The organism is Kosakonia quasisacchari (assembly GCF_004331415.1).
In the GTDB taxonomy this organism is placed as follows: Bacteria; Pseudomonadota; Gammaproteobacteria; order Enterobacterales; family Enterobacteriaceae; genus Kosakonia; species Kosakonia quasisacchari.
In genome coordinates this window covers 54,704-78,235 of the sequence record NZ_SJOP01000001.1, presented here as the reverse complement: position 1 = coordinate 78,235, position 23,532 = coordinate 54,704, and the positions used below count along the sequence as shown (strand labels likewise).

Sequence of the window (23,532 nt, the reverse complement as noted above, 5' to 3'; positions counted from 1 at the left end):
GTGAAAATTTAGTTGCAGCCCGTTACGGCTTATCTCACGATGAGTAGAACGTTCTACTAAAACGTTCTACTAACAATAACAGCGCCAAAAGAGCGCTACTTCGGGGGAAATCAGCATGGGTCTGATATCAGGGTTTGTTAAATCATTGTCTAAATTATCGATGATTGGCCGTGCGTTAATGTTGCCAATCTCGTTGCTGCCAGCCGCAGGCTTGTTACTCGCTTTCGGCGATAAATTTCACTTACCGCTGATGATGAACGCAGGTGGCGTTATCTTCGATAACCTGCCGATGTTGTTCGCCATTGGTTCCGCAGTGGGGCTCGCCTCCGAATCAGGGATTGCAGCGCTTTCCGCAGCGGTATCGGTGTTCATCACCAATATCACTATCGGCACCATGTTAGGTATCACGCCGGAAATGGCCTCGCAGGGCGGGAAATATGCCATGGTAGTCGGTATACCGACGCTGCAAATGGGCGTTTTTGGCGGCCTGATCTGCGGCATTCTTGCCGCCTGGTGCTATAACCGCTTCCACACTTTGCAGTTGCCGGAGTTCCTTGGCTTCTTCTCCGGGAAGCGTTTTGTTGCCATCGCCACGGCGTTCTTATCTTTTGTGCTCGGCTTGCTGCTGCCGTATGTCTGGCAACATATCCAGGCGGGCATCGATGCGCTTTCCGTTATCGTCAATGGCGATAATCAGGCTGCGTCGACGTTTATCTTTGGCTTAGTGGAACGCGCGTTGATCCCGCTGGGTCTGCACCATATCTGGTATCCCTCGTTCTGGTATTCCTTTGGCGATTACACCACGCAGGCCGGCCAGGTGATCCATGGCGATCAGACTATCTGGTTCAAAATGCTGGAAGAAGGGGTGAAATCTTTTAGCAGTGATACCTACCAGAACGCCGGTAAGTTTATGCAGGGTGAGTTCCCACTGATGTTGTTTGCACTGCCTGCAGCCTGCCTTGCGATGTACCACGAAGCGCACACCCGCAATAAGAAGATCGCATTTGGTATTCTCTTCTCTGCGGCGCTGACCTGCTTCCTGACGGGTATTACCGAGCCAGTTGAATTTACCTTTATCTTCGTTGCACCGATCCTCTACGTCTTTAACGCCATCATGGCCGGTCTGGCGTATATGACAATGTACCTGCTGCACGCGCACATCGCGAAATCCTTCTCTGCCGGATTTATCGACTACTTGTCGTTCGGGATCCTGCCGTCGTTTAACGGCTATCAGACCAATTTCCTTAACGCGGTGATCGTTGGCATCCCGATGGCGCTGATTTATTACTTCACCTTCCGTTTTGTTATCCGTCGCTTCGATGTGAAAACACCGGGACGCACGGAAGTTACCGCGGTAGCAGATGATAAAACCGACAGCGAACTGGCCACCGAGATCATCACCATGCTGGGCGGCGCGCAGAATATCGACTCCGTCGGTTCCTGCATCACCCGCTTGCGCCTGGAAGTGGCGAAAAGCGAAATGGTGGATAAAGATGGCCTTAACGGGCTGGGCGCGCGCGGTGTGGTATTTGTCGGCGATAGCGGTATTCAGGTTATTTTCGGCGCGAGGGCGCAATTTATCGCCCAGACCATGTCCACAATGATCGGCAAATAATAAAATACCGGGTTGGCGCGTCCCGCACGCGCCATATCAGGCGGAAAACCGGAAAAATCAGGGAGCGAGTTTGAAGAAAGTCAGCATCATTGATGTCGCTAAACAGGCGGGCGTTTCCGTTTCCACCGTCTCACTGGTGCTGCGCCAGAAAGGGAAAATTTCGCAGGCGACAATCGGTAAAGTCCATGCCGCTATCGATGCGCTCGGCTATGTTCACAATGTTGCTGCCGCTAATCTTCGCGCCAACACCTCCAACCTGATTGGGCTTATCCTGCGCGATTTCAGCGACAGCTTCTCGATAAAAGTGATGGCCAGCATCGTGCTGGAACTGGAAAAACAGGGTTATATGGTTTTTCTTGGCCAGCCGCTCAACGATGGCGATCACCTGGAACGCTGCCTGCTGTCATTCAAACAACAAGGCGTTGCCGGGGTGATTTATCTCGCGTCCGATACGCGCAGCTCGACTCTTCCAGCCCAAATCCGCGACTGCCCGCTGCCGCTGGTGGCGGTATCGCAGTCGCTGCTCAATGAAGAGTGCAATCTGGTGATGCGCGATAACCGCCAGGCCGCCAGCCTGGCAACGCGGTATCTTATCGAACGCGGGCACCGCAACATTGCGTACATTGGCGGCATTGAAGGCGATTTAATTCGCCAGCAGCGTCTGCTGGGGTTTCGCACCACCATGACGCAGCACGGGCTGGTATTGCGCGAAGAAGTCACGCCAGCCTGCAGCGATGATACCCGCGCGGCGAGCTATGCTGTTCGCCAGTTACTGGAAAAAAACAGCACTATCACCGCCCTGCTTTGCCACTCGCCCGATGCCATGATTGGCTCCATTGCCGGGATCCACCAAACCGGACATACGGTGGGTAAAGATGTGTTCCTCTCTCAGCAAGTGGCGCTCGTCGGCTTTGAAGATATGCTGCACGTCAATCTCACCTCGCCTTCCTTTACTTATGTTTCGTCCGCCAGTGAAGAGACCGGACGCCAGGCCGCGGGGTTAATCATTCGGAAGCTGAAAGAGCCCGCGTTGCAAACGCAGCGCATCACCCTTTCCGGGCAGCTTATTACCCGCGAGTCTGCGTAATGTGAACACGTCGGACAGACAGCGGCGTACTGATGGACTGTAAGCTGGCATCGGCTTAAAACCGGCCAGCCAGATTACCTTCTGACGACAAAAGATTCAGAGAACCCCGCAGTTTACCCGCCAGGCGTTTCGGCTATAATTTCGTTTTTCTTCAGAGACCTGCGCTATGCCAACGATTGTTACACACGCTGCTGTCCCTCTTTGCCTGGGATTAGGGTTGGGCAATAAAGTGATCCCACGCGGTCTACTGCTGGCGGGGATAGGACTTGCCATGTTGCCCGATGCCGACGTGCTGGCGTTTAAATTCGGTGTCGCCTACGGCAACGCCCTCGGTCATCGCGGGTTTACCCACTCGTTGCTGTTTGCTTTTGTGGTGCCGCTGTTGGTAGCCTGGCTTGGGCGAAAACACTTCAAAGCGAGTTTGGCGCGCTGCTGGGCGTTTCTCACCGTGTCGCTGCTGTCGCACAGCTTGCTGGATTCCATCACCACCGGTGGGAAAGGTGTTGGCTGGCTGTGGCCGTGGTCGGATGAACGGTTCTTTGCGCCGTGGCAGGTGATAAAAGTCGCGCCGTTTGCGCTGTCGCGCTATACCACACCGTACGGTCACCAGGTGATCATTTCGGAGTTGCTGTGGGTGTGGCTGCCGGGTGTGATTCTGATGCTGCTGTTGTGGAAAATGCGGCGGGGATAAACATTCACCACCAGTGGTGTTGAAGGGACAACAAAAAAGCGGCCGAAGCCGCTTTTTTTCTTACTTACGACGCCAGGTCGTGCCCTGCGGGCCATCTTCCAGCACGATACCCATCTCGTTGAGACGGTCACGCGCGGCATCGGCTGCCGCCCAATCTTTTGCTTTACGCGCATCGAGGCGCTGCTGGATCAACTGTTCGATCTCAGCTACTTCGCTGTCGTCCGCCTGAGCGCCACTTTGCAGGAAGAGATCCGGATCCTGCTCCAGCAGCCCCAAAATGCCCGCCAGTTCACGCAGCTTTTTCGCCGCCGCATTCGCGCCCAGTAAATCCCCGTCATGTTTCAGCGTATTCACTTCACGCGCGAGGTCAAAAAGCACGGAATAGGCTTCCGGTGTGTTGAAGTCGTCATCCATGGCGTCGCAGAAGCGTTTCTGGAACAACTCACCGTTCTCGAAATAACGATGTTCCGCGTTGTTGGTATCTGTGCCACGCAGCGCATTGTACAGACGCTCCAGCGCAGAGCGCGCCTGTTTCAGGTTCTCTTCGCTGTAGTTCAACTGGCTGCGGTAGTGACCGGACATCAGGAAGTAGCGCACGGTTTCCGCGTCGTAATACTTCAGCACGTCGCGCACGGTAAAGAAGTTGCTGAGCGATTTTGACATCTTCTCGCGGTCAACCATCACCATGCCGGAGTGCATCCAGTAATTCACGTATTCGCCGTCATGCGCACAGGTTGACTGGGCGATTTCGTTTTCGTGGTGCGGGAACATCAGATCGGAGCCGCCGCCGTGGATATCGAAATGCGAACCCAGCTGTTTGCAGTTCATTGCCGAACACTCAATGTGCCAGCCGGGACGGCCTTCGCCCCACGGCGACGGCCAGCTCGGCTCACCGGGCTTGGACATTTTCCACAGCACAAAGTCCATCGGGTTACGTTTCACTTCCGCAATTTCTACGCGCGCACCCGCTTGCAACTGATCCAGATCCTGGCGCGAAAGCTGGCCGTAAGTCGGATCGGTCGGCACCGAGAACATCACATCGCCATTTTCAGCAACATAAGCATGATCGCGTTCCAGCAGGCGCTGGGTGATTTCAATAATTTCATGAATATGGTGGGTCGCGCGGGGTTCGCTGTCCGGGCGCAGGATATTGAGCGCGTCAAAATCCTTATGCATCTCAACGATCATCCGGTCGACCAGTGCAACAAAACTTTCGCCATTCTCATTAGCGCGCTTAATGATTTTGTCGTCAATATCGGTGATATTGCGGACATATTTCAGCTTATAGCCGAGAAAGCGCAAATAGCGGGATACCACGTCAAAGGCGACAAACGTACGGCCGTGACCGATATGACAGAGATCGTAAACGGTAATACCACACACGTACATGCCGACTTCCCCGGCATGAATAGGTTTGAATTCCTCTTTTTGGCGCGTCAGTGTATTAAAGATTTTTAACATCGAAGATTCCATGTGGACGTGTGTGGAACGAAAACCGCATATATTACCCGTAATTCAAACCCGAAGCAGCACACTTTGCAAGGTGATCCAGCCTCGCGGTTATGCTATAACAAGCGACTATCTCTGACCCACTGGCGGGTCTACGCACTACACTATCAGAACAGGATGCAATAATGGTTACTTTCCACACTAATCACGGCGACATCGTAATCAAAACCTTTGATGACAAAGCGCCTGAAACAGTTAAAAACTTCCTGGACTACTGCCGTGAAGGTTTCTACAACAACACGATTTTCCACCGTGTTATCAATGGTTTTATGATTCAGGGCGGCGGTTTTGAACCGGGCATGAACCAGAAAGTCACTAAAGACCCCATCAAAAACGAAGCCAACAACGGTCTGAAAAACACCCGTGGTACGCTGGCCATGGCGCGTACTCAGGCTCCGCACTCCGCTACTGCGCAGTTCTTCATCAACGTAGCTGATAACGACTTCCTGAACTTCAGCGGCGAAAGCATGCAAGGCTGGGGTTACTGTGTGTTTGCCGAAGTGGTTGAAGGCATGGACGTTGTTGACAAGATCAAAGGCGTTTCTACCGGCCGCAGCGGCATGCACCAGGATGTGCCGAAAGAAGACGTAGTGATTGAAAGCGTGGACGTCAGCGAGTAATTGGTGGCGACACTCTTTATCGCAGATTTGCATCTGCAAACAGAAGAACCGGCGATCACCGCCGGTTTTCTGCGTTTTTTGGCCGGTACAGCGCGTGAAGCCGATGCGCTCTACATTTTGGGCGATCTGTTTGAAGCCTGGATCGGCGACGACGACCCAAACCCGCTACATCAACAGATAGCCCATGCGCTGAAAGCTGTTGTCGACAGTGGCGTTCCTTGCTATTTCATTCACGGCAACCGCGATTTCCTGCTCGGCCAACGCTTCGCGCAAGCCAGCGGTATGCAGTTATTACCTCAGGAACAAGTGCTCAATCTGTATGGCCGCAACGTGCTGATTATGCATGGCGATACGCTCTGCACCGACGATGCCGGTTACCAGGCCTTTCGCGCCAAAGTACACCAGCCCTGGCTGCAAAAGCTGTTCCTCGCCCTGCCGCTGTTTTTCCGCCGACGCATTGCCGTTAAAATGCGCGCCAGCAGTAAAGCCGCCAACAGCAGCAAGTCGCTTTCGATTATGGATGTAAACCAGCACGCCGTGGTGGAAGCCATGGAAAAACACCAGGTGCAGTGGTTGATCCACGGTCATACCCATCGCCCGGCAGTGCATGAACTCACTGCCAATAACGCGCCCGCATTCCGTGCCGTTTTAGGCGCATGGCACAGCGAAGGTTCGATGGTGCGCATCAGCGACAGCGATGTTGAACTGATTTATTTTCCTTTCTGATTACGCTGGCGATGACACGTCAAACGCGCGAAAACATCGCCACGCAACCGTTTTCCTTGCCGGTTTTACATGCTATTCTCTGTGCCCTCTTATGTAGTCTGAAGCACACCCACAGGAGTTTTGAGACGTATGTCTTCAAGCAACCAACCGGCGCGCATCGCCATTGTTATGGGCTCGAAAAGCGACTGGGCCACCATGCAATTCGCCGCAGAAATCCTCGATACCCTGAACGTTCCGCACCATGTTGAAATCGTCTCCGCACACCGCACCCCGGATAAACTGTTTAGCTTCGCTGAAAACGCGGAACAAAACGGTTATCAGGTGATCATTGCCGGTGCTGGTGGCGCAGCGCATCTGCCGGGCATGATCGCGGCGAAAACACTGGTTCCGGTGCTGGGTGTGCCGGTACAAAGCGCTGCGTTAAGCGGTGTGGACAGCCTTTACTCTATCGTGCAGATGCCGCGTGGCATTCCAGTAGGAACGCTGGCAATTGGCAAAGCGGGTGCGGCAAACGCTGCGTTGCTGGCCGCGCAGATCCTCGCGCAACATGATGCAGTACTGCACCAACGCCTGGCTGACTGGCGTAAATCTCAGACTGATGAGGTGCTGGATAATCCCGATCCGAGAGGCGCGGCATGAAACAGGTTTGCGTATTAGGTAACGGCCAGCTTGGCCGGATGTTGCGCCAGGCCGGTGAGCCGCTCAGCATTGCGGTCTGGCCGGTTGGGCTGGATGATGCGCCAGAAGCGGTACCGTTCCAGCAGAGTGTGATTACCGCCGAAATTGAGCGCTGGCCGGAAACGGCGTTAACCCGCGAGCTGGCGCGCCACCCGGCGTTTGTTAACCGCGATGTATTTCCGATCATTGCCGACCGCCTGACGCAAAAACAACTGTTCGACAAACTCGGACTGGCTACCGCGCCGTGGCAATTACTGGCAGATAAAAGCGAATGGCCAGCGGTGTTTTCCCGCCTGGGAGAGCTGGCAATTGTTAAGCGCCGCGTGGGTGGCTATGACGGTCGTGGGCAGTGGCGCTTACGCGCGGGTGAAACGGATCAGTTGCCGGACGACTGCTACGGCGAGTGCATTGTTGAGCAGGGCATTAATTTTTCTGGTGAAGTGTCGCTGGTTGGCGCGCGCGCGCGCGATGGCAGTACCGTGTTTTATCCACTGACGCACAACCTGCATCAGGACGGCATTTTGCGTACCAGCGTGGTTTTCCCGCAGGCTAACGCTGCGCAGCAACAGCAGGCGGAAGACATGCTTTCCGCCATCATGCATGAGCTGAACTATGTCGGCGTGATGGCGATGGAGTGCTTTGTCACACCCGGCGGGCTGCTGATTAATGAACTAGCCCCGCGCGTGCATAACAGCGGTCACTGGACACAGAACGGTGCTTCTATCAGCCAGTTTGAACTGCACCTGCGCGCGGTCGTGGATCTGCCGTTGCCGCCGCCGGTAGTGAACAGCCCGTCGGTGATGATCAACCTGATTGGCAGCGATCTGAATTACGACTGGTTGAAGCTGCCGCTGGTGCATCTGCACTGGTACGACAAAGAGGTGCGTCCGGGGCGCAAAGTGGGCCATTTGAACCTGAACGATGATGACACCTCGCGTCTGAGCGCCACGCTGGAAGCGCTGGTGCCGCTGCTGCCGCCCGAGTATGCGAGCGGCATTGCCTGGGCGCAGTCAAAACTGCAGTAATCTCCCGCCGGGGAATTGATCTCCCTTGTTCGGGGCGTAAAATCTGCACGCTGGTGGGGTTACCACCAGCGTTTTGCAGAAGGAAGCCCAATGAACGACACCACGGATTATCTCGCCCTCCTGCGGGATGAAACGCCTCTTATTGATGTTCGCGCGCCGGTTGAGTTCGCCAAAGGCGCAATGCCTGCCGCCCTCAATCTGCCCTTAATGAACGACCGCGAACGCATGTTAGTGGGCACCTGCTATAAACGCGAAGGCGCAGAAGCCGCACTTCGTCTCGGGCATCAACTGGTCAATGGCGAAACCCGCGAACAACGCATCGAAGCATGGCGGCAAGCCTGCGCGCAATATCCGCAGGGTTATCTTTGTTGCGCCCGTGGCGGTCAGCGTTCGCATATCGTTCAGCAATGGCTCCGTGAATGCCAGGTTGACTATCCGCTGGTGGTCGGCGGTTATAAAGCGCTGCGCCAGGCGGCAATTGACGCAACACAACAATGCATGCAACGCCCGGCGCTGCTGGTGGGTGGCTGCACGGGAAGTGGCAAAACACTGCTGGTGCGTTCACAACATAACGGCATCGACCTTGAAGGGCTCGCCCGGCATCGCGGTTCTTCGTTTGGCCGGACGCTGCAACCGCAGCGCTCGCAGGCCAGCTTCGAAAACCATCTGGCAACGGCGCTACTGAAAGTGACGCCCCCGTTCTGGCTGCTGGAAGACGAAAGCGCAGCCATTGGGGCGAACCACCTGCCGGAAGTTGTCCGCGTGAGAATGGCGCAATCGCCGCTGGTGGTAGTGGAAGATCCCTTTGCACAACGGCTGGAGCGTTTGCGCGTCGACTATTTCGTACAAATGCACGCCGCGTTTATCACCCGCGATGGCGAGGAAGAAGGCTGGCGTCAGTATGCGGAATATCTGCGTCACGGGCTCTTTGCCATTCGCCGCCGTCTGGGGTTACAGCGTTATGCGGAATTGACGCGACATCTGGAGAACGCGCTGGATCAGCAGCAACGCAGCGGCAATACCGAGGGGCACTTCGCGTGGCTCGCGCCGCTGCTGGAGGAGTATTACGATCCGATGTACCGCTACCAGCTAGAGAAGCGCGCGACAGCCATTCGCTTTCGCGGCACTTTCGCAGAGGTTGCGGCCTGGCTGACGGCACACAATCCTTAATGACGATCGCGCTTATCGGCGCGTTTCGCCAGCCAGTCTCCCAGTACCTGGACTATCTGCACCAGAATAATCAGCGCGATCACCGTGACTATCATGACCTGGGTTTCATACCGGTAATAGCCGTAGCGGATCGCCAGATCGCCCACGCCACCGCCACCGACAATCCCCGCCATCGCTGAATACCCAATCAGACTCACCAGCGTAATGGTCAGACCGCGCAGCAGACCCGCGCTGGCTTCCGGCAACAGCACCGTGCAGATAATGCGCAGCGGACTGGCACCAAAGGCTTCCGCCGCTTCAATAATGCCTTTATCCACCTCGCGCAAAGCGCTATCGACCAGCCGCGCATAAAAAGCAATCGCCGCCACAGAGAGCGGCACCGACGCGGCAATCGGCCCAATGGTGTTGCCGAGCAAAAACTGCGTCACTGGTAACAGCAGCACCAGCAGGATCACAAACGGTACCGAGCGGATAATATTCACCAGCACCGTACTCACCAGATACACCGCGCGGTTTTGCCAGAACAGGTGCCTGTCGGTAACGAAAATCAGGAAACCGAGCGGTAAACCGCCGACAATCGCCAGCACCGTCGAGATGCTTAACATCTGGAAGGTTTCGCCAAAGGCGAGACTCAGATCGGCCATTAAATCATCCACGGATCACCTCCACCTGCGCGGTACGGTTGCGAATATAGTCCACGGCATCACTGACTGCCGCCGGGTTTTGCGTCGACGTCAGTTGCACCACCAGAATGCCCAGCGCCCGCTCACCGATGTATTCAATTTTGCCGTGCAGGATATTGACCGCGACACCAAATTTCACCGCCGCGTCAGAGAGCACCGGCTGCTCTGCGGAATCACCAATAAACAGGATCTTCAATAATTGCCCCGGCAGATGCTGTTGCAAACGCTCCGGCAAGGTCAAATTCAGCGTGTGCGCCACCAGTTGACGGGTGAAGGGATGCTGCGGATGGGCAAAAATATCGAACACGTCGCCCTCCTCCACCGCTTTGCCGCCGGACATCATCGCCACGCGATCGCAGATCGATTTAATCACGTTCATCTCGTGGGTGATCAGCACAATGGTGATCCCCAACTGTTCATTGATCTGCTTGAGCAGGGCAAGAATGGTCGCGGAAGTTTCCAGATCCAGCGCCGAGGTCGGTTCATCACACAGCAATACATCCGGGTGATTAGCGATGGCGCGCGCAATACCGACCCGCTGTTTCTGCCCGCCACTTAATTGCACCGGATAGCGACTGGCTTTATCGCTTAACCCCACCAGTTGCAGGATCTCAGCCACGCGCGGGGCGATTTTACTGCGTTCCCACCCCGCCGCTTTCAGGCTGAAGGCCACATTTTGCGCCACGGTGCGGGTGTGCATCAGGTTGAAGTGCTGGAAAATCATACCGATGCGCTGACGTGCTTTGCGTAACGTAATGCCTTCCAGCGCCGAAATCGCCACACCATTGATTTTGACGCTGCCCTGGCTTGGGCGTTGCAGCGCATTCAGTGTGCGCAGCAACGTACTTTTGCCCGCGCCGCTGGTGCCAACAATGCCGAAGATCTCCCCCGGCGCAATGCGCAGCGTGACATCCTCTACCGCCCGGATCGTGCTCGTACTGCCGCGCGCTGCGGGGAAATCCACGCACACTTTATCTATTTCAATCATGCAAACCTCAAACGACAAAAGGCAGGCCGCAGCCTGCCTGTTAAATCAGCCGGAGTGTTACTTTTTATCCGCGCTCTGCATCCAGTCTGGTTTCTGGAACGCACCGTAAACATTATTCGGATCGTCAATCACTGCGCGATAAGCAGGCGATTTCACCACCTCGACAATATCCTTCGCGAACGGTTTGTCGGCATCTTCCGTGCGCACCGCAATGATGTTTTTCAGGTTCTCATCGAGGTGCTCTTGTTTGAGCGCAGAGGAGAGTTTCAACCCGGCGGCAATGGCAAAGTTGCCATTCACCAGCGACGCGGTAACGCCATCCAGTGTGCGCGGCAGTTGCGCAGCTTCCAGCGGTTTAAACACCAGCCCTTTCGGGTTGCTGGCAATATCGCGCTCGGAGGCTTTAGTCGGGTCGATGTTATCTTTGATGGTAATAAGGTTTAGCGATTGCAGGAAACGCAGCCCGCGCGCCAGGTTGGTTGGGTCATTGGAGAGCGTGACAATATCGCCCTTTTTCAATTCATCCAGGCTTTTAATTTTGCGTGAATAAAAACCCATGCCCGCCGTCGGCACCGTAATCAGCCTGGTTAATTTCAGGCCTTTATCGGCAGTGAATTTGTCAAAATAGAGGCTGTGCTGGAACAGGTTGGCATCAATACTGCCGTTCGCCAGCGCCATATTCGGCTGTACGTAATCGCTAAATTCACGCACCACCACTTTATAACCTTTCTCTTTCAGCGACGGCGCAATCGCCTGTTTCACCATATCGCCGTATGGCCCAGGTGCGACGCCGAAAACGATGGTGTGCGGATCGCTGCTGGCGTGAGCAAACGGTAAGCCGCAGGCCAGAAGTAATGCGCCGAAGGTCGCGCGCAAGCTGAGACGACGTCCCATAAATTCTCCCTAACGAGTTGAGCTGCTGTGTGACGCGACGTACAGTGCGGCGCGTTCCATTTTCACCTGATTGATAAGGCTGCTGAATAAGATGGCATAAACACAGCGCAGCGGTAATTGAAATAAATTCAACATGCTGTGAACTATGTCACTGAATGGCGTGGAGATCTTTGCGGGGTAAGGCGATGAAGCATAACGAAAAGCCCTGCTCCCGGTGGGTTTTCTGGCCTCTCGTTATGCTTTTTATTGCTAAGCATTGCCGGATTTAAACGAAGCGTTAAACCCGGCGGATGCAGACTTCTTAGAAGTCGTAACGCAGACGTACGATGTTCATGTCGCCCAGCGATTTGTCGGTGCTGGTGGTGAATACGTGTTCGTAATCGACACGGAAACCGTAATCCAGCTGGAAGGTCACACCCAAACCGTTGTCGATACGCTGATAGTAACGACCTGTGGTGTATTTCAGACGGTCACCCATGACGTACGGCTGTACATATTTAAGCGCGTACTGACCAACTGGGATTTTGTAACCGGCAAAGTATTCAATACCCCACGCGTCGCCCGCGAAGTAGTCGTGAATATTTTTCTGACCGGTAGTCAGGAAGTTTTCGTACCAGCCACCGCCGAAGGAGAAGGTCCAGTTATCCGGGGTCCAGCTCAGCGCTGTGCCGTAGATATTCTGGTTGTAAGTATCGGTGCCGCCAGTGTTGACGTTACGCATGTCAGCCTGGGTGTAGTTCCACGCCGTACCCCATGTCAGGTCTTTGGCAATATGGTAATCCACGCCCAGAGAACCGCCGCCTTTACGTTTGTAACGCAGACCGTTACCACGCAGCAGATCGTTATCAGAGAACAGGTAGGATGCATAAATGTCAGCATCACCAAAGGTGTTTTTGTATTTCAGCATCTTACGTGAACGGTAAGAACCGTCGTAATCGCCATTGACACCGTTACCCGGCGCCTGGGCTTTCATGTCGTAATCCCAGATATCGGTTTTTGCGCCAACCACATCGTAGTACACGCTGTTCTGCTGGCCGAAGGTCATGGTACCCCAGGTTTTACTTTTCAGACCGGTGTACAGCATACGGCGAGTGGTGTTATGCGCATTACTGGCGTAGTGGTTATCCCAGTCAAACAGTTTCGGAATATCCACGCCCAATTCGTAGTAGTTAACCCAGCTAATATCATCGAACAGGTAGTAATCGGTCGCAAAACGGAAACGGGTACCGCCGTTGTAACCATTGCGTTTGTAGGAGCCTTTGTCACCGTCGCCCATCATGTTATCGAACTGCGGACGAATAGAGCCACCAACGGTGAAGTTCAGGCGGCTTAACGGATTGCCAGCCTGCGGATCTTGCTTAAGTACAGTAATTTCCGCCTGAGTTGCGAAAGACGTCAATGCCACTGCTGCGCCGATGGCTGTCGCCAGAGCGGTTGTTTTTATTTTCATGGTTTTTCCTTGATGGATAGACACCACTAGTAAGTTACTAGCGGCAAAATATTAACGTCTAAAAGCTTCTATTTGGTGGGGTTTTTTTGTTGTTTTGTGCTGGTAAACAATTGACCGGGGAACTTTTACACTTTGCAACAGACGCACACCGATAGAATTATCGGCGTGCGTTTCGTTGAGTAAATATTGATGAAGGTGTTAATTACTGAATTGACGGAACAGCGCTTTTCCTTTAAGCAAACGCGCACCAAGCCAACCGCCGCACAGCGAAAGCAGCAACGCGCCGCATAGCGGTAACGTTGCCCACAAACGCCAGTCCGGCTCCCACGGAAAGTCAAACACGCGGATTTGCAGCACCGCCAGCGCGGTTTCCGCGCCCATCGCCGCGACCAGCCCGGAGACTAACCCCAGCAGCGCGAATTCACACCACAATGTGTTTTGTAACAGCCGTTTACCCGCGCCTAGCGTGCGGTAAACCACCAGTTCCTGGTGACGCTGACGCATACCGACTTGTACCTGCGCAAACAGCAGCAATACACCGCAAGCGGTAACCAGCATCACCATCACTTCCAGCGCCCGGCTTACCTGCTCAAGTACCTGGCCGACCTGTTTTAAAATCGCGCCAATATCCAGCAGGCTGATGGTCGGAAACTCCCGGTTCAGTTGCGTTAACATGCCGTTGCCGTTCTGCCAGCGAAAGCTGGTAAGCCAACTCTGCGGCTGGCCGTCCAGCGCACCCGAGGGGAAGATAAAGAAGAAGTTTGGTCGCAGGCTCTCCCAGTCCACTTTGCGCAGACTGCTGATTGTGGCGCTGAATTCCTGCGTATCACCCATAAACGTCACGGAATCGCCCAGCTTCAGGCCTAACCGCTGCGCCAGCCCCTCCTCAACAGAGACTTCCCCGTTTTTTGGCGGCCAGCTTCCGGCAGTGACCGGGTTATGATCCGGGCGCTGCTGAAGCCAGGTGAGATTGAGTTCACGGTTCAGCGCCTCATCCTGGTTATCCTCCGTTGACTGACCGTTAATTTGCGTCATCCTTGCCCGCACGATCGGGTAGAACGCCTCTGGAGCAACACGATGCTGCGAAAGAAACGCTTTCAGCGGTGTCACTTGCTCCGGTGCGATATTGATTAAAAAGTAGTTCGGGCTTTCCGGCGGTAACTGCTGTTGCCACCTGTCCAGCAGATCGCCGCGCAGCACCAGCAACATCGCCAGCAACATAAAAGAGAGCGAAAATGCCGAAAGCTGGCTCAGCGTTGACCACGGCTGGCGCAGTAGCCGGTTCACCGCAAGACGCAGCGGTAGCGCTTTGAATGTCAGGCGTTTGAGCACATTAAGCAACAGCCAGCCCACCACGCCGCACAGCAATGCCAGCACCACAGCGCCCGCCAGCACGGCCCACAACAGCATACTGCCGCCCATCAACCAGGCGAGTAGCAGCACGGCTATCGCGCAGATCACTGGTACGTAGAACTTTAGCGGCCAGACATTGGCCACCGCATCACGTCGCAATACGCGCAGCGGTTGCGTCGCCAGCAGCAAGCGATAGGGTCGCAGCCCCACCAGCAGTGAAATCACCACCATCGCCCCGACGGCCCACAGCCACGGCCACAAACTTGCAGGCGGCAGCGCGGCAGGCAGCACCGGTTTGAGCAGCACCATTAACACGCTTTCGAATGCCAGCCCGATAACGCCACCGGTCACCACTGACAGCACCAGCACCATGAGCCACTGACCGACAATCAATTTGCGTAATTGTGCACGGCCCGCGCCAAGGGTTTTCAATACCGCCACCAGATCATAGCGGCTACGGCAATAGTGCCCCATCGCCACCGCGACGGCAGCTATCGCCAGCAGCAGCGTTAATAGCGCGGATAACAACAGGAACTGCTGCGAACGCTGCAAGGATTTACCCAGCGCGCCTTCATCCTGTTCCAGCCCGTACCAGCGGTGCTCCGGTTTCAACTGTGGCAGCAACCATTTTTCGTATGCATCTAACTGCGCGGGCGTGCCGCCAAATTTCACTCGCCAGCTGACGCGGCTCCCTGGCTGCACCGCGCCTGTTTTCGCCACATCGGCGATATTCATCAACAAACGCGGCGCCATCTGGAAAGGGTTAAAGCCTGAGTCCGGCTCCTGCACCACTTCCCCGGCGATACGCAATGTGGCATCGCCCACATCAATAGAATCACCGGTTTTTAAATTGAGCAGCGCCATTAACCGTGGAGCCAGTAACACCATTCCCGCTTGCGGTTTTAACCCGGCCGGGCTGGTTTGCAGCTCACCATAAAGGGGGTAAATGTCATCAACGGCTTTCACATCGGCTAATTGCGGCGTGTCGCCGGCAAAGGTCATGGTGGCAAAACTGATCTGTTCACTGACTCGCAGCCCTGTATTTCGCGCTTGATCCAGCCACGCTTGTGGTACTTCGCGGGAGCTGCGCAGCGCCCTGTCTCCGGCCATGAATTCCCGGCTCTGCTGGCTGAGTCCTTTTTCCATGCGATCGCTGATGTTGCCGAGCGCGAGTACGCAAGCAACCGCCAGACTTAGCGCCATCCAGACAATCAGCAGCGACGGCGAGCGCCATTCGCGCCAGAACCAACGGGCTATCATGCATCCTCCCGCAGTTCACCATTGACCAACCGCAACCGCCGGTCACACCGCGCGGCAAGCTGTGGATCGTGCGTCACCAACAGCAGCGTAGTGCCGTATTGTTGATTCATGGAAAAGAGCAAATCGGCGATCTTGTCGCCGGTTTGCCTGTCGAGGTTGCCGGTGGGTTCATCGGCGAACAGAACTGCCGGACGGCCATTAAACGCGCGAGCCAGCGCCACGCGCTGCTGTTCCCCGCCGGAGAGTTGTGCTGGCAGATGATCCAGCCGTTTACCCAGCCCCAGTTCTTCCAGTAACGCCTTCGCACTGCGGCGGCTTTTACTGCTGTTTTCGCCGCGCAGCAATGCCGGAAGCTCGACATTTTCCAGCGCATTCAACGTGGGAATGAGCATAAATGATTGAAAAACAAAGCCAACATTTTGCGCTCGCAGTTGCGCGCGCGCCTCTTCATCCATCTTATGCAGGGGTTTGCCGAGCAGGCTCACCTCGCCACTGCTACCGTCATCCAGCCCGGCGAGGATGGCTAATAAGGTGGACTTGCCGGAGCCGGATTCGCCAATCAGGGCGATGGTCTCGGCTGGTTTGACAACCAGCTCAACTCCGGTAAGGATGGAAAGCTCATGCTCCCCCTGACCGACGGACTTCTTAAGACGATGAACTTCAACAATGTTTTCCGCTGGCATTTGCCCTTCCTGTTTTTGCTTTTGTTAACCTTTCGCGCCGCGGCGGCGGACACGTTACTGATTCTTGGCGACAGTCTGAGCGCCGGATATCGCATGGCGGCGAATGCCGCGTGGCCTGCGCTGCTCAATGATAAATGGCAGCAAAAACCGACGGTCATCAATGCCAGTATTAGCGGCGACACCTCGCAGCAAGGGCTGGCGCGCCTGCCCGCACTGCTTAAAGAGCATCAACCGCGCTGGGTTCTGGTGGAGCTGGGCGGTAACGATGGTCTGCGCGGTTTCGCGCCGCAGCAAACAGAGCAAACGCTGCGCCAGGTGGTGCAGGCGGTCAAAGCCGCCAACGCGCAACCGCTGTTAATGCAAATTCGGCTGCCCGCCAACTACGGTCGCCGCTATAATGAAGCCTTTAGCGCCATTTATCCTAAGCTTGCCAAAGAGTTGGATGTCCCTCTGCTGCCATTCTTTATGGAAGAGGTCTATCTGAAACCGCAATGGATGCAGGATGATGGCATCCATCCCAATCGCGATGCGCAGCCGTTTATAGCGGACTGGATGGCAACGCGACTGGCGCCTTTAGTTAACCACGACTCCTGATTGTTCAGGCACGCCCCCAGGTAAAGTTATGCAAAAAGCAGTCTTAATAACAGGATGTTCCAGCGGTATCGGGCTGGAAAGCGCACGCGAATTGAAACGTCAGGGTTTTCGCGTGCTGGCGGCCTGCCGCAAACCGGACGATGTCGCCCGGATGGCAAGCGAAGGCTTTACCGGCATTCTGCTCGATCTTGATGACGCGCAAAGCGTGATACGCGCCGCCGCCGAAGTGATAGCGCTGACCGACAATCGCCTGTATGGGATCTTCAATAACGCCGGATACGGTGTTTATGGCCCGCTTGAAACCATCAGTCGCGAACAACTGGAACAACAGTTTTCCAGTAACTTTTTTGGCACCCACCAGCTCACCATGCTACTGCTGCCTGCGATGCTGCCACACGACGAGGGGCGCATCGTAATGACCTCCTCGGTGATGGGGCTGATCTCAACGCCAGGCCGCGGCGCTTATGCCGCCAGCAAGTATGCGCTGGAAGCCTGGTCGGACGCTTTGCGAATGGAGCTACGCCATACGGGGATCAAAGTGAGCCTGATTGAACCCGGTCCAATACGCACGCGCTTTACCGACAATGTCAACCAGACGCAAAGTGATAAGCCCGTGGAAAATCCGGGTATCGCCGCACGTTTTACGCTGGGGCCGGAAGCGGTCGTCGCCAAAGTGCGCCATGCTTTTGAGAGCAGCAACCCGAAAGTGCGCTACCCGGTAACGCTGGTGACATGGGCGGTGACCCTGTTAAAACGCCTGCTGCCAACGCGCATGATGGATAAAATTTTGCACGGGTGAGTTGAAGGCGCTCAGCCTGTCCCCCATGTATGACGAAACAGTGAAATAAAGAGAACTTAGTATGTCTGCACAGAATATTGTCAATATTACCGAAGTGAACCTGCAACAGGTGCTTGAGCAATCCGTTGCCACACCGGTGCTGTTCTATTTTTGGTCCGAACGCAGCCAGCACTGCCAGCAACTGACACCGGTGCTAGAGAGCCTCGCTGCACAGTACAACGGGCAATTTATCCTGGCGAAAGTCGATTGCGACGCAGAGCAGATGGTGGCATCGCAGTTTGGCTTACGCGCCATTCCAACTGTTTACCTGTTCCAGAATGGCCAGCCGGTTGACGGCTTCCAGGGGCCGCAGCCGGAAGAAGCGATTCGCGCGCTGCTGGATAAAGTGCTGCCGCGTGAAGAGGAGTTGAAAGCGCAGCAGGCCATGCAACTGATGCAGGAAGGCAAGCACCTTGACGCGCTGCCGCTGTTGAAAGAGGCCAACCAGTTGGCGCCACAAAACAGCGAAATCACCCTGCTGCTGGCAGAAACGCTGATTGTGTTGAACCGCGCGGATGAAGCCGAAGCGGCGCTGAAAAGCGTTCCGTTACAGGATCAGGACACCCGTTACCAGGGGCTTACCGCGCAGATTGAACTGCTGAAAAAAGCCGCGGATACGCCGGAAATCCAGCAACTGCAACAACAAGTTGCAGACAACCCGCAGGACGCGCTACTGGCTACGCAGTTGGCATTGCAACTGCACCAGGTAGGTCGCAACGAAGAAGCGCTTGAGCTGCTGTTTAGCCACCTGCGCAAAGATCTGGCTGCTGCGAATGGCGAAGCGCGCAAAATGCTGCAAGAGATCCTGGCCGCACTCGGCACCGGCGACGCGCTGGCATCGAAATACCGCCGCCAGCTCTACTCCCTGCTCTACTAACTCCCCTGCTAAATTTGGCGATCGCGCTGTTTTAATCGCTAAATCGGGCTAAGATGGCATCAAATTAAACAGGAGGTTTTTTTGATGCCAATCGTCATTCTGGTTCTTATCTTCGTCGCGCTGGTGGTGGTTATCTCCGGTGTGAAAATCGTCCCACAAGGCTTCCAGTGGACAGTGGAACGCTTTGGCCGTTTCACCCGCACGCTGCAGCCGGGTTTAAGCCTGGTGGTGCCGTTTATGGATCGTATCGGTCGTAAGATCAATATGATGGAACAGGTTCTCGACATCCCCTCGCAGGAAATTATTTCCAAAGACAACGCCAACGTCACCATTGATGCGGTGTGCTTTATTCAGGTGATCGACGCCCCACGCGCCGCTTATGAGGTGAGCAACCTGGAACTGGCGATCATCAACCTGACCATGACCAACATCCGTACCGTACTCGGCTCAATGGAGCTGGACGAAATGCTCTCACAACGTGACAGCATCAATACCCGTCTGCTGCATATTGTGGATGAAGCCACCAATCCGTGGGGCGTGAAAGTCACCCGTATTGAAATTCGCGATGTGCGCCCACCGGCGGAATTGATTGCCTCAATGAACGCGCAGATGAAAGCAGAACGAACCAAGCGCGCTTATATTCTTGAAGCCGAAGGGATCCGCCAGGCAGAGATCCTCAAAGCCGAAGGCGAAAAACAGTCACAGATCCTGAAAGCCGAAGGCGAGCGCCAGTCGGCGTTCCTGCAGGCAGAAGCACGTGAGCGTTCAGCAGAAGCAGAAGCCCGCGCCACGCAGATGGTGTCTGAAGCGATTGCCGCCGGGGACATCCAGGCGGTGAACTACTTTGTGGCGCAACGATATACCGATGCGCTGCAACAAATTGGCTCGGCGAACAACAGCAAAGTGGTCATGATGCCGCTGGATGCCAGTAGCCTGATGGGCTCGATCGCCGGGATCGCCGAACTGGTGAAAGACAGCACCAACGAGCGTAAAAAATGATTGCCGCACTGCTGCTCGAACATACGCACCTTGCCTGGCTGGTGCTCGGCGGCCTGTTGCTGGCTGCGGAAATGCTGGGCGGTAACGGCTATCTGTTATGGAGCGGCGTCGCGGCGGTGGTCACCGGGTTGTTGGCGTGGGTTATTCCCTTCGGCTGGGAGTGGCAAGGTGTGCTGTTCGCCGTGCTGACCATGCTGGCCGCCTGGCTGTGGTGGCAATGGCTTTCGCGGCGGGTAAAACAACAAAAACCCGCCGACGCGTCGTTGAACCTCAGAGGGCAACAGCTCATCGGCCGCCGCTTCCAGCTTGATAACGCGCTGGTGAATGGGCGTGGCCATATGCGTGTAGGCGACAGTTCGTGGCCAGTCAGCGCCGACGACGATCTCGCTGCCGGAACGCGCGTTGAGGTGACTGCCGTTGAAGGCATTACCTTACGCATCAAAGCGATAAACGAATAACAACCACGCAAGGATTCAGGGAATGATAAAACGCAGCCGCCTCGCGCTGGGCTTGAGCCTCTCCTTTACCGCCAGCGCACCTGCGCTGGCATCTTCTGATATCGATAGTTGTACCTGGGGCAGCGCGGGATGTTTCATCACCAGCCCACCGGTGCTGGGCATCGATACCGATACCCGCGATAACCTGCTGCGCCTGGTGGATGAGCAAAAAGGATTTTTGCCGCTGCACCAGCCCGTGCCGCAAGATTTCACGCGCAGCCGAAACTTCTATTTCGGTATCCATCATGATGACACCACAGCATCAGCAGCAGCCACGGAACCGGCCACCGGCGATGAAACCCTGCGCCAGCAAATGAAAGCGCTGGGCATCAAACCTGACGATCAAATTCCACCTGCGCTGTTGCGCCTGATCGCCGAGGGCGGCACGACGCAGACAGCAACTGGCGAAGGCTTTGAATCCGATGAGCTGGAAAACCGCTTTGTGTCGCGCAATAACGAGACACTTTCTGGCTTTTTCGCCGCCCTGCTGGCCGAAACGGCCTTGACACCGGAACAGCGCCTGGCGCTGGCGAAAGCGCGGACGGCAGCGGATGGCCGCGGTGAAGTCATCATCAATGCGCTGAGCTTCCCGGAAGGTTCTGCCGCTCTCGGTTTCCGTACTTATTTACACGGCGCTAACGCTTTCTATGCCGGTGATTATGAGGCTGCAGCGCAGGATTTTACTTCGCTAGCCAGCAGCCCGCTGCCGTGGCTTGCCGAAACAGCCAGCTATATGTTGATGCGCACCGCGCTCAACGCCAGCAGCGCCAATGCCAACGGTGAATATGGCGATTTCGACGTCACAAAAGTGGATAAAGCCCAGGCGCAGAAAGCGCGAGATGCAGCGCTGCATTACCTGAAAAGCTGGCCGCAGGGTCGCTACGCAGAATCGGCGCAGGGTATGTTGCGCCGCATCAACTGGTATTTGCAGGACTGGAATGCGCTGGCGGTGCTCTTCGAACAGGCGTTGTCGCAGACGGCCAGCGGCGATGCGTTAATCGCGCTGGTGAATGAAAGCGACAACAAACTCCTCGAATGGGGCGGTAATGATTTTATCAGCACGCCGGATGCCTCGTTGATGACGTTTATCCTGACGCTGCGCCGCCTGCGCGACAACAAATGCGATGATAAGCATCCCTGTATCGATCAAGCCTGGCTTGACAGCATCAAAGCCGATTTCGACAAAAATAAGCGTGGCGATCTGTGGAATTACCTGCGCCTGAAGCTGGCTTTCAGCAAGCAGGATTACGCCACCGTGCGCACTGATATCACCCCGGCGCAAACGCTGGAGCCGCATAATATCCTCGCGTTTAGCGAACAAGTGCTGTATGGCGAAGCGCTGATGGCGGAAAAACAGTGGCCGGACGCCAAAGCGCACTGGCTACATCTTTTGGATCTGAGCAAGGATGTCGAACAACAGCAGTTGCTACAGGCCAAGCTGGCGGCAACGCTGGTGGAAAGCGACGCGCTGGCGCAGATTTTTGCGCCTGGCAGCAAGGTCACGAATCTGCGTTACCGTTCCTTAGTGCTGAAAACCAAAGCGCCACGCGAGTTACTGCGCCAGCAAGCCAATAACGGCCCAAATAATGAAGAGCGCACCATCGCGCTGCACACGCTACTGACGCGCGATTTAACCGAAGGGCATTACGCCGACTGGTTACAAGACAAAAAACTGATCGCCGCAATCACACCGCCGGTCACTGGCGAAGCGTTTGATGACGTCAATCTGAGCGCATTTGGCTGGAAAGGCACCGACAAAGAGAGCGTTTACTTCTGCGCTGCGCTGGAAAAAACAGTCACCACTCTGAGCCAGAAAACGCAGGATGGCCATGCGCTGAACTGCCTGGGCGAGTTTTTCCGCATCACCCAAACCCGCGTTAACCGGGAAACCGACCAGTGGGGTAACGACGCGCTGGACGACGCAACAAAACTTAACTCTGCACCCGGCGTCGCGCACCGTCTGGCCTGGTATCAGCAGGTTATCCGCGACGCCAAAGCTGAGCCGGAAGATAAGAGCTACGCGCTGTATCGCGCCGTGATGTGTTATGCCCCCTCCGGTTATAACGATTGCGGCGGCGAAGACGTGGATAAATCCGTGCGTAAAGCATGGTTCCAGCAACTGAAAAGCCGTTATCCGGGAAGCGTATGGGCCAAAGAGCTCAAATATTACTGGTAATGGCATTGGCAGGCGCGCTGCTCTTCCCTTCGGCGTTATTCGCTCAGGGGAAGACAGCGTACTGGTTATGGTCTGGCGTGCGACCCACACAAACGCTGCGTGATGCCGATATTGTCTACCTGCATCAGGGCGATGTCGTCACCGTTGCCGGTCAAACGGTGTTTGAGCGTAAAGGGCTGCCGGTCAACCAGCTTACGTTTCCGCGCATCTGGCTCACCGTACGTTTTACCACCCTGGACGTGCCGGATGCGCTGTTGTTACGTCTTAACCGGCTGTTAGCTCGCTGGCAAGCCGCAGGTAACCATGTCGTCGGGTTGCAAGTGGATTTCGATGCCGCGACTCATCGGCTCGGCGATTACGCGCTGTTTTTGCATCGTCTACGCCAAACGCTGCCAGCAGACTACGCGCTGGGCGTCACCGGATTGCTGGACTGGGCGAAAACTGGCAGCGTGCAAACCCTTAACGCGCTGCCGGTGGATGAGTTGGTGGTACAGAGCTACCAGGGACGCAGCACCGTGGCGAATTACACCGCCTACCTGTCCGCACTTTTAGCGTTACGCGTTCCATTTAAATTGGGGCTGGTGCAGAACGGCGAGCGTGATATCAGCGAAGAGCAGCAACTCGCCGCCTCCCCGTGGTATCGCGGCACGGTGACATTTATGCTCAACCCTTCGCGTGGTGACAACAACCAGAAAGGTTATCAATAATCGGGCAATCGGCGCTGTCATCGCCAGGGCATGACTCCGCCAGTGCCAGCAGTTGCACACGCATCAGTTGCAGTTCGCCAATATGTCGCTCGATCTCGGCCACTTTCTGCAACGTGCGCGCTTTGACATCAGCGCTATGACGGGCCGGGTTATTAAACAGATTCACCAGCTCGCCGCACTCTTCGAGATTAAACCCCACCTGCCGCGCCTGGCGCAGCAGCGTTAACTCATTCAGGTGTTGTTGATTGTAACTGCGGTAGCCGTTTTCGCTGCGCAGCGGCGGTGTCACTAGCCCTTTCTCTTCATAGAAGCGAATCGCTTTGCTGGTTAAACCGGTTCTTTTTGCCACATCGCTGATATTCACGTTTCCCCCTTACTGCCAGAACCTGAGTTAATCACTATAAATGGCCGC

Annotated in this window: 23 protein-coding genes; 15 read left to right on the top strand and 8 right to left on the bottom strand. The window is 55.5% G+C overall.

The features are described 5' to 3' along the window. Positions 1–115 precede the first annotated feature (115 nt). The 3 genes from E0L21_RS00385 (at position 116) to E0L21_RS00375 (ending at position 3,393) form a co-directional block, all read left to right on the top strand. A complete protein-coding gene (locus E0L21_RS00385) occupies positions 116–1,615 on the top strand; it encodes a PTS transporter subunit EIIC (protein ID WP_131406098.1) in 1,500 nt (499 codons plus the stop codon). 70 nt (positions 1,616–1,685) lie between these two features. Then, positions 1,686–2,702, top strand: a complete 1,017-nt coding sequence (gene malI, locus E0L21_RS00380) for a Mal regulon transcriptional regulator MalI (RefSeq protein ID WP_131406097.1) — start codon at positions 1,686–1,688, stop codon at positions 2,700–2,702. A gap of 166 nt (positions 2,703–2,868) precedes the next feature. Beyond that, on the top strand, positions 2,869–3,393 hold the full coding sequence (locus E0L21_RS00375; RefSeq protein WP_131406096.1) for a metal-dependent hydrolase: 525 nt from the start codon (positions 2,869–2,871) through the stop codon (positions 3,391–3,393). A 60-nt stretch (positions 3,394–3,453) separates the two neighbouring features. Here E0L21_RS00375 and cysS read toward each other — a convergent pair whose 3' ends face one another. Next, on the bottom strand, positions 3,454–4,854 hold the full coding sequence (gene cysS, locus E0L21_RS00370) for a cysteine--tRNA ligase (protein ID WP_131406095.1): 1,401 nt from the start codon (positions 4,852–4,854) through the stop codon (positions 3,454–3,456). 173 nt (positions 4,855–5,027) lie between these two features. On the opposite strand from cysS, the gene ppiB reads away from it, so the two are divergent. The 5 genes from ppiB (at position 5,028) to mnmH (ending at position 9,121) form a co-directional block, all read left to right on the top strand. Further along, the gene (gene ppiB / locus E0L21_RS00365) at positions 5,028–5,522 is read left to right on the top strand and encodes a peptidylprolyl isomerase B (protein WP_020456843.1); all 495 of its coding nucleotides are present in this window, start codon (positions 5,028–5,030) and stop codon (positions 5,520–5,522) included. Positions 5,523–5,525: 3 nt separating this feature from the next. After that, positions 5,526–6,248 (top strand): UDP-2,3-diacylglucosamine diphosphatase, encoded by a 723-nt coding sequence (gene lpxH / locus E0L21_RS00360; protein WP_131406094.1) that lies wholly within the window; start codon positions 5,526–5,528, stop codon positions 6,246–6,248. Positions 6,249–6,377: 129 nt separating this feature from the next. After that, positions 6,378–6,887 (top strand): 5-(carboxyamino)imidazole ribonucleotide mutase, encoded by a 510-nt coding sequence (gene purE / locus E0L21_RS00355; protein WP_131406093.1) that lies wholly within the window; start codon positions 6,378–6,380, stop codon positions 6,885–6,887. After that, complete coding sequence (gene purK / locus E0L21_RS00350) at positions 6,884–7,951, top strand: 5-(carboxyamino)imidazole ribonucleotide synthase (protein WP_131406092.1); 1,068 nt, start codon at positions 6,884–6,886, stop codon at positions 7,949–7,951. The genes purE and purK overlap by 4 nt, the downstream gene beginning before the upstream one ends. Before the next feature lie 90 nt (positions 7,952–8,041). Then, the gene (gene mnmH / locus E0L21_RS00345; RefSeq protein WP_131406091.1) at positions 8,042–9,121 is read left to right on the top strand and encodes a tRNA 2-selenouridine(34) synthase MnmH; all 1,080 of its coding nucleotides are present in this window, start codon (positions 8,042–8,044) and stop codon (positions 9,119–9,121) included. On the opposite strand, the gene E0L21_RS00340 is transcribed toward mnmH, so the two are convergent. The 6 genes from E0L21_RS00340 to ybbA form a co-directional block, all read right to left on the bottom strand. Then, positions 9,118–9,777: a methionine ABC transporter permease gene (locus E0L21_RS00340; protein ID WP_020456837.1), complete on the bottom strand. Its 660-nt coding sequence runs from the start codon at positions 9,775–9,777 to the stop codon at positions 9,118–9,120. The genes mnmH and E0L21_RS00340 overlap by 4 nt on opposite strands. Further along, the gene (sfbB, locus tag E0L21_RS00335; protein WP_131406090.1) at positions 9,770–10,792 is read right to left on the bottom strand and encodes a virulence-associated ABC transporter ATP-binding protein SfbB; all 1,023 of its coding nucleotides are present in this window, start codon (positions 10,790–10,792) and stop codon (positions 9,770–9,772) included. Before sfbB ends, E0L21_RS00340 begins: the two co-directional genes overlap by 8 nt. Positions 10,793–10,849: 57 nt before the next feature. Next, positions 10,850–11,686, bottom strand: a complete 837-nt coding sequence (locus E0L21_RS00330; RefSeq protein ID WP_131406089.1) for a MetQ/NlpA family ABC transporter substrate-binding protein — start codon at positions 11,684–11,686, stop codon at positions 10,850–10,852. Between the two features lie 301 nt (positions 11,687–11,987). Then, on the bottom strand, positions 11,988–13,136 hold the full coding sequence (locus E0L21_RS00325) for a porin (protein ID WP_131406088.1): 1,149 nt from the start codon (positions 13,134–13,136) through the stop codon (positions 11,988–11,990). A gap of 198 nt (positions 13,137–13,334) precedes the next feature. After that, positions 13,335–15,749: a putative ABC transporter permease subunit YbbP gene (ybbP, locus tag E0L21_RS00320; protein WP_131406087.1), complete on the bottom strand. Its 2,415-nt coding sequence runs from the start codon at positions 15,747–15,749 to the stop codon at positions 13,335–13,337. Continuing rightward, positions 15,746–16,432 carry a putative ABC transporter ATP-binding protein YbbA gene (gene ybbA / locus E0L21_RS00315; protein WP_131406086.1) on the bottom strand — a complete coding sequence of 229 codons (687 nt, stop codon included), beginning with the start codon at positions 16,430–16,432 and terminating at the stop codon, positions 15,746–15,748. Before ybbA ends, ybbP begins: the two co-directional genes overlap by 4 nt. On the opposite strand from ybbA, the gene tesA reads away from it, so the two are divergent. The 7 genes from tesA (at position 16,403) to E0L21_RS00280 (ending at position 23,120) form a co-directional block, all read left to right on the top strand. After that, positions 16,403–17,026, top strand: a complete 624-nt coding sequence (tesA, locus tag E0L21_RS00310; protein WP_020456831.1) for a multifunctional acyl-CoA thioesterase I/protease I/lysophospholipase L1 — start codon at positions 16,403–16,405, stop codon at positions 17,024–17,026. The genes ybbA and tesA overlap by 30 nt on opposite strands. 28 nt (positions 17,027–17,054) lie before the next feature. Beyond that, positions 17,055–17,825 carry an SDR family oxidoreductase gene (locus E0L21_RS00305; protein ID WP_131406085.1) on the top strand — a complete coding sequence of 257 codons (771 nt, stop codon included), beginning with the start codon at positions 17,055–17,057 and terminating at the stop codon, positions 17,823–17,825. 61 nt (positions 17,826–17,886) lie between these two features. Beyond that, positions 17,887–18,741, top strand: a complete 855-nt coding sequence (locus E0L21_RS00300; protein ID WP_131406084.1) for a co-chaperone YbbN — start codon at positions 17,887–17,889, stop codon at positions 18,739–18,741. Positions 18,742–18,825: 84 nt separating this feature from the next. Beyond that, positions 18,826–19,740 (top strand): SPFH domain-containing protein, encoded by a 915-nt coding sequence (locus E0L21_RS00295; protein ID WP_131406083.1) that lies wholly within the window; start codon positions 18,826–18,828, stop codon positions 19,738–19,740. Beyond that, the gene (locus E0L21_RS00290; RefSeq protein ID WP_380207402.1) at positions 19,737–20,198 is read left to right on the top strand and encodes an NfeD family protein; all 462 of its coding nucleotides are present in this window, start codon (positions 19,737–19,739) and stop codon (positions 20,196–20,198) included. Before E0L21_RS00295 ends, E0L21_RS00290 begins: the two co-directional genes overlap by 4 nt. A 22-nt stretch (positions 20,199–20,220) precedes the next feature. Then, positions 20,221–22,413 carry a hypothetical protein gene (locus E0L21_RS00285; RefSeq protein ID WP_131406082.1) on the top strand — a complete coding sequence of 731 codons (2,193 nt, stop codon included), beginning with the start codon at positions 20,221–20,223 and terminating at the stop codon, positions 22,411–22,413. After that, positions 22,383–23,120 carry a DUF3142 domain-containing protein gene (locus E0L21_RS00280; RefSeq protein ID WP_131406081.1) on the top strand — a complete coding sequence of 246 codons (738 nt, stop codon included), beginning with the start codon at positions 22,383–22,385 and terminating at the stop codon, positions 23,118–23,120. The genes E0L21_RS00285 and E0L21_RS00280 overlap by 31 nt, the downstream gene beginning before the upstream one ends. Here the strand turns inward: E0L21_RS00280 and cueR are convergent. Beyond that, positions 23,077–23,484, bottom strand: a complete 408-nt coding sequence (gene cueR / locus E0L21_RS00275; RefSeq protein ID WP_131406080.1) for a Cu(I)-responsive transcriptional regulator — start codon at positions 23,482–23,484, stop codon at positions 23,077–23,079. The two genes, E0L21_RS00280 and cueR, sit on opposite strands and share 44 nt — an antisense overlap. Between the last annotated feature and the right edge of the window lie 48 nt (positions 23,485–23,532).

Coding starts and splice junctions, on each gene's coding strand:
- E0L21_RS00325 (WP_131406088.1), bottom strand. CDS start 13,136: ATGAAAATAAAAACAACCGCTCTGGCGACAGCCATCGGCGCAGCAGTG.
- E0L21_RS00280 (WP_131406081.1), top strand. CDS start 22,383: ATGGGCCAAAGAGCTCAAATATTACTGGTAATGGCATTGGCAGGCGCG.
- E0L21_RS00295 (WP_131406083.1), top strand. CDS start 18,826: ATGCCAATCGTCATTCTGGTTCTTATCTTCGTCGCGCTGGTGGTGGTT.
- E0L21_RS00300 (WP_131406084.1), top strand. CDS start 17,887: ATGTCTGCACAGAATATTGTCAATATTACCGAAGTGAACCTGCAACAG.
- ybbA (WP_131406086.1), bottom strand. CDS start 16,432: ATGCCAGCGGAAAACATTGTTGAAGTTCATCGTCTTAAGAAGTCCGTC.
- mnmH (WP_131406091.1), top strand. CDS start 8,042: ATGAACGACACCACGGATTATCTCGCCCTCCTGCGGGATGAAACGCCT.
- E0L21_RS00385 (WP_131406098.1), top strand. CDS start 116: ATGGGTCTGATATCAGGGTTTGTTAAATCATTGTCTAAATTATCGATG.
- E0L21_RS00305 (WP_131406085.1), top strand. CDS start 17,055: ATGCAAAAAGCAGTCTTAATAACAGGATGTTCCAGCGGTATCGGGCTG.
- ybbP (WP_131406087.1), bottom strand. CDS start 15,749: ATGATAGCCCGTTGGTTCTGGCGCGAATGGCGCTCGCCGTCGCTGCTG.
- tesA (WP_020456831.1), top strand. CDS start 16,403: ATGAACTTCAACAATGTTTTCCGCTGGCATTTGCCCTTCCTGTTTTTG.
- E0L21_RS00330 (WP_131406089.1), bottom strand. CDS start 11,686: ATGGGACGTCGTCTCAGCTTGCGCGCGACCTTCGGCGCATTACTTCTG.
- purK (WP_131406092.1), top strand. CDS start 6,884: ATGAAACAGGTTTGCGTATTAGGTAACGGCCAGCTTGGCCGGATGTTG.
- sfbB (WP_131406090.1), bottom strand. CDS start 10,792: ATGATTGAAATAGATAAAGTGTGCGTGGATTTCCCCGCAGCGCGCGGC.
- E0L21_RS00285 (WP_131406082.1), top strand. CDS start 20,221: ATGATAAAACGCAGCCGCCTCGCGCTGGGCTTGAGCCTCTCCTTTACC.
- purE (WP_131406093.1), top strand. CDS start 6,378: ATGTCTTCAAGCAACCAACCGGCGCGCATCGCCATTGTTATGGGCTCG.
- ppiB (WP_020456843.1), top strand. CDS start 5,028: ATGGTTACTTTCCACACTAATCACGGCGACATCGTAATCAAAACCTTT.
- cysS (WP_131406095.1), bottom strand. CDS start 4,854: ATGTTAAAAATCTTTAATACACTGACGCGCCAAAAAGAGGAATTCAAA.
- E0L21_RS00290 (WP_380207402.1), top strand. CDS start 19,737: ATGATTGCCGCACTGCTGCTCGAACATACGCACCTTGCCTGGCTGGTG.
- E0L21_RS00375 (WP_131406096.1), top strand. CDS start 2,869: ATGCCAACGATTGTTACACACGCTGCTGTCCCTCTTTGCCTGGGATTA.